This window comes from Acidovorax sp. NB1 (assembly GCF_005405905.1).
GTDB lineage: Bacteria > Pseudomonadota > Gammaproteobacteria > Burkholderiales > Burkholderiaceae_C > Acidovorax.
Genome location: NZ_BJHU01000040.1, coordinates 97,278 through 110,597, shown reverse-complemented (window position 1 = coordinate 110,597; position 13,320 = coordinate 97,278). Strand labels below are relative to the sequence as shown.

Sequence of the window (13,320 nt, the reverse complement as noted above, 5' to 3'; positions counted from 1 at the left end):
TCCAGCGGGTAGAGCGCGGGCTTCATGCGGCTGCCTTCACGGGCGCGTAGGTCTTGGTGTCCGACAGCTTCAGGGTGGCGCTCACGCTGCCCGTGCGGCCGTCCTCGAACTTCACCTGGGTTTCGATGTATTGCTCGGTGCGGCCCGCATACAGCGCGTCCACCAGCACGCCGTACTTGTCGGCGATGAAACCCCGGCGGACCTTGTTGGTGCGGGTGAGTTCGCCGTCGTCGGCGTCCAGTTCCTTGTGCAGCACCAGGAAACGGCTCACCTGGCTGCCCGCGAGCATGGTGTCGGTGGCCAGGTCGGCGTTCACCTTCTCGATGCACTCGCGGATCAGCTCATACACCTCGGGCTTTTGCGCCAGGTCGGTGTAGCCTGCGTAGGGCAGGTTGCGGCGCTCGGCCCAGTTGCCAACGGCGTCGAAGTCGATGTTGACCATCACGCAGACCTTTTCGCGCTTGTCGCCCAGGGCCACGACTTCCTTGATGTGCGGGAAGAACTTGAGTTTGTTCTCCACGTACTTGGGCGCAAACATGGCGCCGTCGTTGGCGCCGCCCAGGATGCGGCCCACGTCCTTGACGCGGTCGATGATCTTGAGGTGGCCGTGCGCGTCCAGAAAGCCCGCATCGCTGGTGTGGTACCAGCCATCGGCCGTCAGCACCTCGGCCGTGGCAGCGGGGTTCTTGTAATACTCTTTGAGCAGCCCGGCCGACTTGACCAGGATCTCGCCGTTGTCGGCCACCTTGATCTGCACGCCGCGAATGGGCACGCCCACTGTGTCGGCGCGGGCCTGGTTGTCGGGCTGCAGGCAGACGAACACGGCGGTCTCGGTGGAGCCGTACAGCTGCTTGAGGTTGATGCCGATGGAGCGGTAGAAGGTGAACAGGTCGGGCCCGATGGCCTCGCCCGCTGTGTAGGCCACGCGCACGCGGCTGAACCCCAGGTTGTTGCGCAGCGGGCCGTACACCAGCAGGTTGCCCAGCGCGTACTTGATGCGGTCCAGGGTGCCCACAGGCTCGCCGTCCATCAGGGCCGGGCCCACTCGCTTGGCCACTGCCATGCAGGCCTCGAACATCTTGCGCTTGATGGCACCTGCGTCTTCCATGCGGATCATCACGCTGGTCAGCAGGCCTTCAAAAATGCGGGGCGGCGCAAAGTAGTAGGTGGGGCCCACTTCTTTCAGGTCGATGGTCACGGTGCTGGCGGACTCGGGGCAGTTGACCACGTACCCGCAGGCCAGCCACTGCGCGTAGCTGAAGATGTTCTGGCCGATCCAGGCGGGTGGCAGGTAGGCCAGCACTTCTTCGCTGCTGGTGAGCTTGTCGAACTCTGCCCCCGCGCTGGCGCGGTCCAGCAGCGTGCTGTGCGTGTGCACCACGCCCTTGGGGTTGCCCGTGGTGCCCGAGGTGAAGAACATCGCGGCCACGTCGCCGGGTTGGGCCTTGGCCACTTCGGCCTTGAACCACTGCGGGTGCTTGGCGACATAGGCGGCACCAGCCTCGATCAGCGAATCCAGCGATGCCAGGCCCTGCTCCTGGTAGTTGCGCAGGCCGCGCGGGTCGTCAAAGAAGATGTTGGAGATCTGCGGGCACTGCTCGCGGATTTCGAGCATCTTGTCCACCTGCTCCTGGTCTTCCACCAGGCAAAAGCGCACCTCGGCGTTGTTGAGCGGGAAGATGCATTCGGCCGCCACCGCGTCCTGGTACAGCGGCACGGGGATGGCGCCCAGCGACTGGGCGGCCAGCATGGTGGCGTACAGGCGGGGGCGGTTGGCGCCAATCACCACCATGTGCTCGCCGCGCTGCAATCCGGCCTGGTGCAGCCCGGCAGCCACCTGCTCCACCAGGCGCACCAGGTCGGCCCAGCTGTGGGTTTGCCAGATGCCATATTCTTTTTCGCGCAGGGCCGGGGCCGTGGGGCGCTCGGCGGCGTGCTTGAGCAGCAGTTGCGGGAACGTGGTCAACATTGCAGCTTCCTGAAAGTGAGAAGGTGTCGGCCCGGTGACAGCCGGGGGCGCAGGCTTGTGTTTGCGCGATGGGGGAATGCTAGGACCCACTTTGACGCCGTCTTGTCTTGCCGACGACAATTTAGGGGTAACTCCTTGGTGGGTAAAACCCTGCCTGCGGGCGGGCGGTATCCTCCGGGGCATGTACGCCCCGTTTTTCGGTCTCCAGCATCCCCCGTTTTCCATCGCCCCGGACCCCCGCTACCTGTTCATGAGCGAGCGCCACCGCGAGGCCCTGGCGCACCTGCTGTACGGGCTGGATGCAGGCGGCGGTTTTGTGCTGCTGACGGGCGAGGTCGGCGCGGGCAAGACCACGGTGTGCCGCTGCTTTCTGGAGCAGATCCCGGCGCACTGCAACGTGGCCTACATCTTCAACCCCAAGCTCACCGTGCGGGAGCTGCTGCGCTCCATCTGCGACGAATTCGGCGTGCCGCACCAGCCCATGGTGCCGGGCGGTGTGGAGACGGTGAAGGACTACATCGACCCGCTCAATGCCTCGCTGCTGGCTGCGCATGGGGCCGGGCGCAACACCGTGCTGATCATCGACGAGGCGCAGAACCTCTCGGCCAATGTGCTGGAGCAACTGCGCCTGCTCACCAACCTGGAGACCAGCGAGCGCAAGCTGCTGCAGATCATCCTCATCGGCCAGCCCGAGCTGCGCACCATGGTGGCCAGCCCCGCGCTGGAGCAGCTCGCGCAGCGCGTGATTGCGCGTTTTCACCTCGATGCGCTGAGCGCGCGCGAGACCCAGCAATACATCGCCCACCGCCTGGCCGTGGCGGGCCTGCAGGGGCCGATGCCTTTCAGCCAGCGCGCCATGGCACGCGTGCATGCGCTGTCGCGCGGCGTGCCCCGGCGCATCAACCTGCTGTGCGACCGGGCGCTGCTGGGCGCCTACGCTGCCGGGGTGCGCGAGGTGAGCGCCTCCATCGTCAACCGGGCCGCGCGCGAGGTGTTCGATGCCCCGGCATCGGCCGCAGCGGCACGCCAGGCGCGCCCCTTGCTGCCCCGCTGGGCCGTGGCGGGCCTGGGCGCTGTGGCGGGTGCTGCCCTGGTGGCGGCTGGGGGTTGGGCGCTGGGGGGCTGGCCTCTGCTGGCGGCCCGCAGCGCGGGCGCCCCGGTGGCGGCCACGGCACCCCTATCACCAGCGAGCGTGGCCGGGGTAGCGGGTGCGCGTGCACAGCCCCCGATGGCAGCAGCCAGCGCCGCCTCGGCGCCTGGCATGGCGACGGCCGCTGCATCGGCCGCGTCTGCCCCGTTGGCAGCGCCGGTGGTGGCAGCGCCCTTGTCCGACCTGCAGCAGTTCCTGGCGGCGTTGCCCGCGAGTGATGGCCCGGCCTGGCAGGCCCTGGCCACCCGCTGGGGCGCCAGCGTGCCCGAGGGCACCGACGCCTGCGCCACGCTGCCGCGCGAGGGGCTGCGCTGCTACCGCAACCGCCGCGCTGGCCTGAATCTGGTGCGCCAGATTGACCGGCCGGTGTTGCTCACGCTGTTCCCCTCGGACGATGGCGACAGCGCCGTGTCGGCCGTGCTGCGCAGCCTGGACGGCGACACCGCCACGCTCGAAGGCGCGGGCCGCACGCTGCAGGTGCCGGTGGCCGAGCTGGCCCAGGTGTGGCGCGGCGACATCGCCACCCTGTGGCGCGCCCCGATCGGCATGCCCGACAAGGGCGACATTGCCGAGAGCACGGCCGGTGCCGCCTGGCTCGACAAACAACTGGCCACGCCCGCTGCCGGAGGCCCGGGCGCAAGCGCGCGCACACGGGCCGCCACACCTGCGGCGCGCCAGGCGCGTATCCAGCGCTTTCAGCTGGCCCAGGGCGTCACGCCCGACGGACGCGCCGGTCCGCTGACCCTCATGCTGCTCAACCGCGTCAACGGCGTGAGCGAACCCCGCTTGCGCACAGGAGCCTGATCCCCATGTCCTACATCCTTGATGCGCTGCGGCGCGCGGAAGCCGAACGGGGGCGGGGCGGAGTGCCCGGGCTGCATTCACAAGCGGTGCCGGTGCCCGGCGCGGCGCCTGTGGCCGAGCGGCCCGCCGCGTCGCCCTGGCTCATGGCCAGCACCGGTGTGGCGGTGGCTGCCGTGGCCGTGGCGGGCACCTGGTGGGTGATGCAGCGCCCGGCCCCGGCGCCCGCCGTGGTGGTGGCCGCCGCCCCAGCGCCCACCCCTGCGCCGGTGCCTGCACTGGCCGCCCCTGCCGCCCCTGTGCCCGCGCCCGCGCCCGCAGCGGTGCCAGCCCCCGCACCTGCGCTGGTGGCCCCTGCACCCGAACCCCGCGCAGCCGAAAAACGCAGCGCAGCCCCTTCGCCGCGCGAGAAAGCAGCGCCGCCCGCGCCTGCCCCCCGGGGCACCGAGCCGTCTGCGCGCTCTCGGTCCGAGCCCTCCCGTGACCCTGCGCGGGATCTTGCTCGTGACGCCGCCCCGGCGCGGTTGCCCGAACCGGCGGCCGCTGCACCCGCGCCCGCCACGGCCACCGGCACAGTGTTCGCCCAGGGCGACCTGCCCGAGGCCGTGCGCGCACAGCTGCCGTCACTCAAGATTTCGGGCGTCACCTACTCGGGCAACCCGGCGTACCGCATGGCCATCGTCAACGGCCAGGTGCTGCACGAGGGCGACCCGGCCGGCCCGGGTTTGTTGCTGGAGAAGATCGAGCCTGGGCGCACCATCTGGTCGTTCAAGGGCTACCGCTACGGGCTGGCCTCGCAGTAGCCCGCTGGGGCTTTGGTGGGGTCCGGGTTTTGAAGAAAAAACGGCCTCTCCGCGCGATGGGTAAGCCTTTTGTGCTATTTATCTAATAGCATTCGTTCCGTGCGCCGCGCAGCCATTGCGCCCGTGCTCGCCAGGTCAGCGGATAAAGCGCCCATCGCGTCCCACCAGTGTCAGTTCCACAAAACGCGAGGCATTGCGCTCCGGGGCGCTGGCGTTGATCTCGAAGCCGCCCAGGTCCCATTTCTTGAGGTTCCAGGTCGCGTCGATGAAGGCCGAGCGCGTGGGGTTGCGGCCTGCGCGCTGCAGGGCCTCGGCAAACACGCGGGCGTTGATGTAGCCCTCCAGCGCCAGGTGCGAGGGCTCGGCCGTTGCGCCCGAGGCCTTCCAGGCCGCCTGGAACTCGCGCACCACGGGCATCACCACGTTGGAGGGCAGGGGCACCACCTGCGAGATCGCCATGCCCGTGGCATCTGCGCCCAGCGCCTTCACGGTGGCCGATGTGCCCATGACCGACAGCGCATACAGCGTCACACCGCGCTGGATGGCGCGGAAGGCCTTGACGAATTCCAGTGTGGGCTTGCCTGCCAGGCCGATCACGATGGCCTCCAGGTTGCCGCCCGCCAGCTTGGTGGCGGCGCTGCCTGCGTCCGAGGCGTTGTTCTCCACCGTCACGGCAAGCGCCTGCGGCAGCTTGAGGCGGTCCATGGACTGCTTGGCCGCGCTGAACACCTCTTTGCCGAAGGCGTTGTTCTGGTAGACGATACCAATGCGCTGGATGCCGATGGTGGACAGGTGCTGCACCAGTTTCTCGGCCTCGTCGGCATAGCTGGCGCGGATGTTGAACACGCTGCGCGCCTTGGTGCGGCTGAGCTGTGCGCCGGTGAAGGGCGCAAAAAACGGGATGCCGCTCTCGATCACCTTGGGCAGCATGGCGTCGATCATGGGGGTGCCCATGCAGTTGAACAGCGCGAAGGTGGACGGGTCCGCCAGGAACTGCTCCACATTGGCCAGCGCCTTGGGTACGTCATAGCCGTCGTCCAGCGTGGTCAGTTCAATCGCCTTGCCGTGGATGCCGCCGCGCGCATTGATGGCGGCAAACGCCGCCTTGGCGCCCTGGTGCATGGCCGAGCCCAGGTCGCCCAGCGGGCCGGTGAGGGCGGTGGACTGCGCAATCTTGAGCGCGCCATCCTGCGCATGGGCGCGGCCCGCCAGCCCCATCCAGGGCAGGGCGGCCATGGCGGCCAGGGCCTGGCGCCGCCCCAGACCACGGACTGGGCTGGCGTGTGTGGGCTTTGCTGCGGGCGCTCCGGTGGATTGGTATTGGTTCATGCGTATGTCTCCTCGATGGACCCGGCCGAGACCTTGGACAGGTTCCAGGGCGCGGGGAGGCGCCATCATCCGGCGGAGATTGGCATTTTTTTGTCTTTCTGACGACAATTCAGATCAGGATTTCCCGTACCCATCCCCACCTTCATCCCAATGGCCTGCCTCCATGGACTCCCGCACCAACCAGGACCTGTCGCTGCACCAGCGGCGCCGCCCCCCCACCGCCGATGAACTGGACGGTATCCCCTGGCTGGACCAGCTCCAGCCCGCCGAGCGCGAACGCGCCGTGGCCTCGCTGCTGGTGGGCGATGCCAATGCGGGCGACTACGTGTGCCGCATCGGCCGGCCGGTGACCTACTGGTTCGGCGTGGTCGAGGGCCTGCTCAAGATGAGCAGCGACAACGCCCAGGGCCAGACCATGACCTTCACCGGCGTGCCGCCCGGCGGCTGGTTTGGCGAGGGCACGGCGCTCAAGCGCGAGCCCTACCGCTACAACATCCAGGCGCTGCGCAAGAGCGTGGTGGCGGGCCTGCCGATCGACACCTTCCACTGGCTGCTGGACCATTCCATCGGCTTCAACCGCTTCGTGATGAACCAGCTCAACGAGCGCCTGGGCCAGTTCATCGCCGCGCGCGAGATCGACCGGCTGAACAACCCCGATGTGCGTGTGGCGCGCAGCCTGGCGTCGCTGTTCAACCCCGTGCTGTACCCGGGTGTGGGCGAGGTGCTGCGCATCACGCAGCAGGAACTGGCCTACCTGGTGGGGCTGTCGCGCCAGCGCGTGAACGAGGCGCTTGCTGCGCTGGAGGGGCAGGGCGCGATCCGCATCGAATACGGCGGCCTGCGGGTGTTGGACCTGGCGGCGCTGCGCTCCAGCATCTTCCAGCTTAAAGGGGGCTGACCCCTGCGGCGCTCAGCGCGGCAACGACGGCAGCTTGCTGCGGGGCTTCAGGGCCGGTGCGCGCGGTGGTGCGCTGCGCAAGGCCGGGGCGGGCATGGGGGCGGGGGCGGCCACCGGGGCGCCGGTGCCCCAGCTGTCCTCGCTTCCGCCATCGTTGCGCGAGAGGCGGAAGGTGCCCACCATCTGCGTGAGGCGGCCTGCCTGGTCCTTGAGGCTGTCGGCGGCGGCCGCGCCTTCTTCCACCAGCGCGGCGTTCTGCTGCGTCATTTCTTCCAGCGCGCCCACCGACTGGCTCACATGCCCGATGCGCTGGCTCTGCTCCTGCGTGGCGGCGGTGATCTCGCCCATGATGTCGGACACGCGGCGCACCGACAGCACCAGCTCCTCGATGGTCTTGCCCGCGTGGTTCACCAGGGTGCTGCCCTCCTGCACCTGATCGACGCTGGCGCCGATCAGCGCCTTGATCTCGCGCGCGGCCTGGGCCGAGCGGCCGGCGAGGTTGCGCACCTCACCTGCCACCACCGCAAAACCCCGGCCCTGCTCGCCTGCGCGGGCGGCCTCGACGGCGGCGTTGAGCGCGAGGATGTTGGTCTGGAAGGCGATGCCGTCGATCACGCTGATGATGTCTGCGATCTTGCGCGAGCTGGCACTGATGGTGTCCATGGTGCTCACCACCTGCGATACCACCTCGCCGCCGCGTGTGGCGGCGTCGGATGCAGTGGATGCGAGCTGGTTGGCCTGGCGGGCTGAGTCGGCGCTTTGCGACACCGTGCCGGTCAGGTCCGCCAGCGAGCTGGCAGCGCTTTGCAGGTTGTGCGAAGTCTGCTCGGTGCGCTGGCTCAGGTCCAGATTGCCCGAGGCGACCTCGGAGCTGGCCACCAGGATGGAGTCGGCCGTCTGGCCGATCTCGCCCACCAGGGTGCGCAGGCGCTCCTGCATGGCGGCAATGGCTTCGAGCAGGCGCCCGGTTTCGTCTTGGATGCGCACCTCGACCTGCGAGGTGAGGTCGCCGCGCGCGATGCGCTCGGCCACCACTACCGCACGGCCGATGGGCGCCGTGATGCTGGTGGTGATGCGCCACGCAATCAGCGCACCCAGCCCGATGGCCAGCGCCACCAGCAGGCCGCCTACCAGGCGGGCGTGGCCCTGGGTCTGTGCGCTAGAGGCTGTGGCCTCGGCGTTCAGGGCGTTCTGCAACTCGATCAGCTCGCGCAGCTTGGCGCGCCAGGCGGTCTCGCCCGGGGCCACGCGGGTCATCAGCGCCAGCGTGGCGCTCACGGTGTCGCCGTCGTCGGCGGCCTTGATGGCATTGGCGAGTTCGGGGCGCGCCTTGCGGCCCAGCTCCTGCACCTCGGCCAGCAGTTTGGTCTCTGCCGGGGTGGCGCTGTCGGGGGTCAGCAGCGCGGCCAGGGCGGTCTCCTGGGTGGCGTATTCCTTGAGGGTCTTGCCCACGGCTTCGATCTGCGCGTGGGCCTGCTTGGGGTCGATGTCGTTGAGCATGGCGGCCGAGCGGCTCTGGATACCGATGGCACTCACGCTCTCCAGCATGCCGTTGACCAGCTTGGCCTTGTTGGCACCGACGCCGGTGATCTGGTGCATCTGTTCGTTGACCTGGCTGACCGACAGCTGGCCCAGGGCCGCCACGGCAATGATGAGCACCAGCATGCAACCAAAGCCCAGGCTGAGCCGGCTGGAGATCGACAAGGATTTGAGGGAGGCGGCGGCAGGCATGGAGGTCCTTGTGTCTCGGTGGGCGGCAGGAGGAAATCAGGTCGGTGCGAACAAAACCGGTGTGGCCGGACCGAAGCAATATCGGTGCCCACAGGGGCCTGGCAGGGCGGGCCGCACGTTCGACGCAGTGTAGGCAGAAATCTCCAAATGTGTCATGAGCGTTGCGGATGGGGGCATGCCCGAATTGCATGGCCCCGCTTGTTACAAATGGGCGGCACTGTTTTTGCGGGGCGGCTGCACCAAAGTGCAACAGGGCGTGGGGGTGTATTCTGATAAAAAATGGCGGTTTCCGCGCATTGGTATTGAAGTAGTAGCTATTGTTTTTGATGTGCCTGAAGGGCACTCCGGGTTTGCCCCCGGGGGGGCGACGGCCCGGGAGCGATCAGGTATAAACCTGTAACAGTTGCGAGGTCTTTCATGCATCCCACTTTTTGCTCTTTGGCGTTGCGGGCCGTTCCGGCGGCCGTGGTTGTGGCACTGCTCGCGGGGTGCGCGGCCCCGCCCGCCGACCCCGGCCTGCGCGAGGCGGTGGTCGCCGTGACAAGCGCGCACGAACTCATCACCTTCCATGCGGGCCAGCCTGATCGCATCCTGGAGCGGCGCCCGGTCACCGGCCTGCCAGCGGGCGACCGGCTGGTGGGCATCGACTTCCGTGTGGCCAAGGGCGTGCTGTATGCGCTGTCGCAGGCGGGGCGGCTGTACACACTCGACATCCCCACGGGGGCGCTGCGCCCGGTGGGGGCCGCGCCTGCGGTGCTGCCCCTGACCGGCAGCGTGTTTGGCTTTGACTTCAACCCGGCGGCCGATCGCATCCGAGTGGTCTCCAACACCGGCCAGAACCTGCGCCTGCACCCCGACACCGGCGCCGCCGTGGATGGCGACCCGGCCGTGGACGGCGTGCAGCCCGACCCCGCCTTGCGCTACGCCTGGAGCGATGTGAACGCCCGCCGCAAACCCGACATTGCGGGCGCCGCCTACACCTACAACCCGAACGACAGCAAGATCACCACCAACTACGCCATCGACCGCGCGCTGGGCGTGCTGGTCATGCAGGGCTCGCGCGAAGGCACCACGCCTGTGGTCTCGCCCAACACCGGGCAGCTGCGCACCGTGGGGTCGCTGGGCCTGGGGCCGCTGACCGATGTGGCGTTTGACATTGCCGACGTGGGCAACATGGCCCTGATCGCGGTGCGCACGGCGGCCGACAGCCAGACCCGCCTGCACCAGGTGAACCTGGCCACCGGCGCCACCCGACCCTTGGGCACGGTGGGCGAGGGCACGCCGCTGCTGGGCATGGCGATCGAGCCATGACCCCTGGCGGCACGCCCTTTCTGCGCCGCGCCGGCCGCCTGCTGCTGTGTGCGTGGGGGCTGGCGGGCTGGGGCCTGGCGGCACAGGCGGGCTCCGTGCAGGTGGAGGTGGCCGACGCGGCGGGTAAGCCGCTAGCCGATGCCGTGGTGTTTCTGGACTCGGCCGACGCGCGCAAGCAGGCCAAGCCGCTGGCGGGCATGGAGATGGCGCAGGAGAAGCGGCAATTCGTGCCCGGCGTGCTGGTGGTGACCACCGGCACCGAGGTGCGCTTCCCCAACCGCGACACGGTGCGGCACCATGTGTATTCGTTCTCGCCCACCAAGAAGTTCGAACTCAAGCTCTACACCGGCACGCCCTCCAACCCTGTGCTTTTCGACAAGGCTGGCGTGGTCACGCTGGGCTGCAACATCCATGACCAGATGGTGGGCTGGATCCTGGTGCTGGACACCCCGTACTACGCGCGCAGCGCGGCGGCCACGGGCAAGGCCCAGATCGATAACGTGCCGACCGGCGCCTACACGCTGCGCATCTGGCACACCCGCCTGCCCGTGGGGGCCCCCGCGCAGGAGCAGGCGCTGACAGTGCCCGCCACCGGCACTGCCACGGCCTCGGTGCGTTTGATGGGGTTGCAGCCTTGATGCGGCTGCGCCTAGCCCGGCGCAGCCTGATCCTGCGGCTGGTGGGACTGTCGCTGCTGCTGCTGCTCATCGTGCAGGCGGCTGGTTTCACCGTGGTGCGGGCCTCTATCGACCGCAATGCGCGGGCGCAGATTGCGCGGGCGCTGGACCTGGACGAAAACATCTGGCGCCGCCTGCTGGAGCAGAACGCCGAGCAGCTGCGCCAGGGCTCGGCGCTGCTGGCGGCCGACTACGGCTTTCGCTCGGCGGTCAACTCGGGGGACGAGGACACCATCCAGTCGGTGCTGGAAAACCACGGCAGTCGCATTGGCGCGGCCGTGACGGCCCTGCTGGGCACCGACCTGGAGTTGCGCGCCGTCAGCCTCACCGACGGCATGGATCAGTTCCCCGCCACGCTGCGGCAGGTGGTGCCGCGGCTGGCCAGCCAGCCCCAGGGCAGCCAGACCGTGGTGATGGACGGCGTGCCCTACCAGTTTGTGATGGTGCCCATGCGCGCGCCTGTGGTGATTGGTTGGGTGCTGATGGGTTTTCGCATCGACCAGTCGCGTGCCGATGAGGTTCGGCAGCTGCTGGCGGTGCATGTGGCGCTGGTGGTGAAGGGCGCCGACGGGGTGGTGAAAGTGCCCGTGGCCACGCTCCCCCCCGATGCCCGGGCCCAGTTGCTGCGCGAAGGCGCTGCTGTGGGCGAGCTGCAGACGGACGAGGGCACGCTGCTGGTGCGCGCCAGCAAGCTCGACAGCGTGGGCGGCGAGGTGCATTCGCTGCTGCTGCGGTCGGTGGACGAGGTGGTGGCCCCCTACCGCCAGCTGCAGGTGCTGCTGGCAATCATCACTGTGGCGGGCGTGCTGCTGTTTGCCGCAGGCACCGGGCTGGTGGCGCAGCGGCTGACCACGCCCTTGCGCTCGCTGCTGGCCGCCACGCAGCGCCTGTCGCGCGGCGAATACGACACGCCGCTGGAGCACACCGGCCGCATGGACGAGATCGGCAACCTCGCGCGCTCTTTCGACCACATGCGCGTGGACATCGCGGCGCAGCAGACCGAAATCCGCCGCCTGGCCTACTGGGACCGCCTGACCGGCCTGCCCAACCGGGAGCGATTCCGCGAGGCCGTGGTGCGGGCCCTCGCGGGCCACCCCGATCACCCGGGCCGCGCGGGCCGCACGGCCACCCCCCAGCCGGTGGCGGTGCTCACGCTCGACCTGGACCGCTTCAAGCATGTGAACGACGTGCTGGGCTACGCCTTTGGCGACCGCCTGCTGCAGGCCGTGGCCGGGCGCCTGAGCCTGCAGGTGCGCTCGCCCGACGACATGGTGGCGCGCCTGGGGGGCAACGAGTTCGCCATCCTGCTATTGAACGCAGACGCCGCTGCCGCCCACGAGATTGCCCAGCGCATCAACCAGTCGTTCGAGGAGCCGCTGGCCTTCGAGGACCAGACGGTGGACCTGAGCGCGGGCATCGGTTTTGCCTGCTGGCCGGGCGATGCGGACGATGCCGACACCCTGCTCAGCCGATCGGAAATCGCCATGTATGCGGCCAAACGCAAGCTCAGCGGGGCGCTGCAGTACGACGCGGCCTTCGACTCGGCCAGCGCGCAGACCCTGTCGCTGCTGACCGAGCTGCGCCACGCGGTGGAGCACGACGAGCTGCGCCTGTACCTGCAGCCCAAGGTGCCGCTGCATGGGCAGACGGGCCTGGCGGCCGAGGCACTGGTGCGCTGGCAGCATCCGCAGCGCGGGCTGGTGCCGCCCATGCAATTCATTCCGTTTGCCGAGCAGACAGGGTTTGTGCGCCAGCTCACGCTGTGGATGTTTGAGGAGGTGGCGCGGCTCTTGGCCGACCCGCGCACGCAGGGCCTGCCGCTCAGGGTCTCGGTCAACCTCTCGACCCGCGACCTGCTCGACCCGGAGCTGAGCAACCGGCTGGCCGACATCCTGGCGCGCCACCGGGTGGCGGCCAGCGCCTTCTGCCTGGAGATCACTGAAAGCGCAATCATGGACGACCCCCAGCGTGCAGAGGCCATGCTCAACCGGCTGTCGGAGCAGGGCTTCAAGCTGTCCATCGACGATTTTGGGACGGGCTACTCATCGCTGGCCTACCTCAAGCGCCTGCCGGTGGATGAGCTCAAGATCGACAAATCGTTTGTGATGGGCATGGAGACGGGCGAGGACGACGCGATGATCGTGCGCTCCACCATCGACCTGGCGCACAACCTGGGGCTCACGGTGGTGGCCGAGGGGGTGGAGACCGCTGGCATCCTGGAGCAGCTGCGCACCCTGGCGTGCGACGAGGCGCAGGGTTACCACATCACCCGGCCCCTGCCAGTCGATGATTTTCTGGCCTGGCAGGCGCGGCAAGGGGTGGGGTAGGCGACCGTTTTGGGGTTGCAGCAATGCTGCCTGCGCCGGGCCCGCTGAATTTCATTTGGGCCCAGGGCGGCCCGCAGGCGAAAATACGCGCAATGTCTTCTTCTGCTTCTCGCCCGCCTGCGGGCCCTGCCGCCCCGGCCACCGATGCCGGTGGCCCTTCTTCGCCTGCTGCGCCGCGCCCCGTGCTGCGCCGCCCCACGCTGGCGGCCAAGCCCGCGCCCGCCCGGCCTGCGCCGCCCCCCCGGGCGCCCCGGCCTGCGCGGTCGCCTGCACCGTCCACCTACCGCGTCGCATCGGGCGCGTTTGTGGCGCCTGTGCGCCAGG

Annotated in this window: 10 protein-coding genes; 7 read left to right on the top strand and 3 right to left on the bottom strand. The window is 69.0% G+C overall.

Translation table 11 applies throughout. The features are described 5' to 3' along the window. Window positions 1-22: 22 nt before the first annotated feature. Window positions 23-1,969: a long-chain fatty acid--CoA ligase gene (locus AvAM_RS20340; RefSeq protein WP_137748772.1), complete on the bottom strand. Its 1,947-nt coding sequence runs from the start codon at window positions 1,967-1,969 to the stop codon at window positions 23-25. 181 nt (window positions 1,970-2,150) lie between these two features. Between AvAM_RS20340 and AvAM_RS20335 the strand changes: the two genes are divergently transcribed. Continuing rightward, window positions 2,151-3,923, top strand: coding sequence for an ExeA family protein (locus AvAM_RS20335; protein ID WP_137748771.1), 1,773 nt, complete (start codon window positions 2,151-2,153; stop codon window positions 3,921-3,923). A gap of 5 nt (window positions 3,924-3,928) precedes the next feature. After that, complete coding sequence (locus tag AvAM_RS20330; RefSeq protein WP_137748770.1) at window positions 3,929-4,723, top strand: general secretion pathway protein GspB; 795 nt, start codon at window positions 3,929-3,931, stop codon at window positions 4,721-4,723. A 135-nt stretch (window positions 4,724-4,858) separates the two neighbouring features. On the opposite strand, the gene AvAM_RS20325 is transcribed toward AvAM_RS20330, so the two are convergent. Next, a complete protein-coding gene (locus AvAM_RS20325) occupies window positions 4,859-6,052 on the bottom strand; it encodes an ABC transporter substrate-binding protein (RefSeq protein WP_375708164.1) in 1,194 nt (397 codons plus the stop codon). A 163-nt stretch (window positions 6,053-6,215) separates the two neighbouring features. Here AvAM_RS20325 and AvAM_RS20320 point away from each other — a divergent pair, with 163 nt between their 5' ends. Then, on the top strand, window positions 6,216-6,950 hold the full coding sequence (locus AvAM_RS20320) for a Crp/Fnr family transcriptional regulator (RefSeq protein WP_137748769.1): 735 nt from the start codon (window positions 6,216-6,218) through the stop codon (window positions 6,948-6,950). 12 nt (window positions 6,951-6,962) lie between these two features. Here AvAM_RS20320 and AvAM_RS20315 read toward each other — a convergent pair whose 3' ends face one another. After that, window positions 6,963-8,681, bottom strand: coding sequence for a methyl-accepting chemotaxis protein (locus AvAM_RS20315; RefSeq protein WP_137748768.1), 1,719 nt, complete (start codon window positions 8,679-8,681; stop codon window positions 6,963-6,965). Between the two features lie 175 nt (window positions 8,682-8,856). On the opposite strand from AvAM_RS20315, the gene AvAM_RS20310 reads away from it, so the two are divergent. Genes AvAM_RS20310 through AvAM_RS20295 form a run of 4 tightly spaced genes read left to right on the top strand, consistent with a single transcriptional unit; the run spans window position 8,857 to window position 12,996 of the window. Then, window positions 8,857-9,081, top strand: a complete 225-nt coding sequence (locus tag AvAM_RS20310) for a hypothetical protein (protein WP_137748767.1) — start codon at window positions 8,857-8,859, stop codon at window positions 9,079-9,081. 17 nt (window positions 9,082-9,098) lie between these two features. Continuing rightward, entirely contained in the window at window positions 9,099-9,992 is an 894-nt protein-coding gene (locus tag AvAM_RS20305) for a DUF4394 domain-containing protein (RefSeq protein ID WP_137748766.1), read from the top strand. Next, complete coding sequence (locus tag AvAM_RS20300) at window positions 9,989-10,630, top strand: methylamine utilization protein (protein ID WP_137748765.1); 642 nt, start codon at window positions 9,989-9,991, stop codon at window positions 10,628-10,630. Before AvAM_RS20305 ends, AvAM_RS20300 begins: the two co-directional genes overlap by 4 nt. Continuing rightward, complete coding sequence (locus AvAM_RS20295; protein ID WP_137748764.1) at window positions 10,630-12,996, top strand: bifunctional diguanylate cyclase/phosphodiesterase; 2,367 nt, start codon at window positions 10,630-10,632, stop codon at window positions 12,994-12,996. The genes AvAM_RS20300 and AvAM_RS20295 overlap by 1 nt, the downstream gene beginning before the upstream one ends. The last annotated feature ends 324 nt before the right edge of the window (window positions 12,997-13,320 follow it).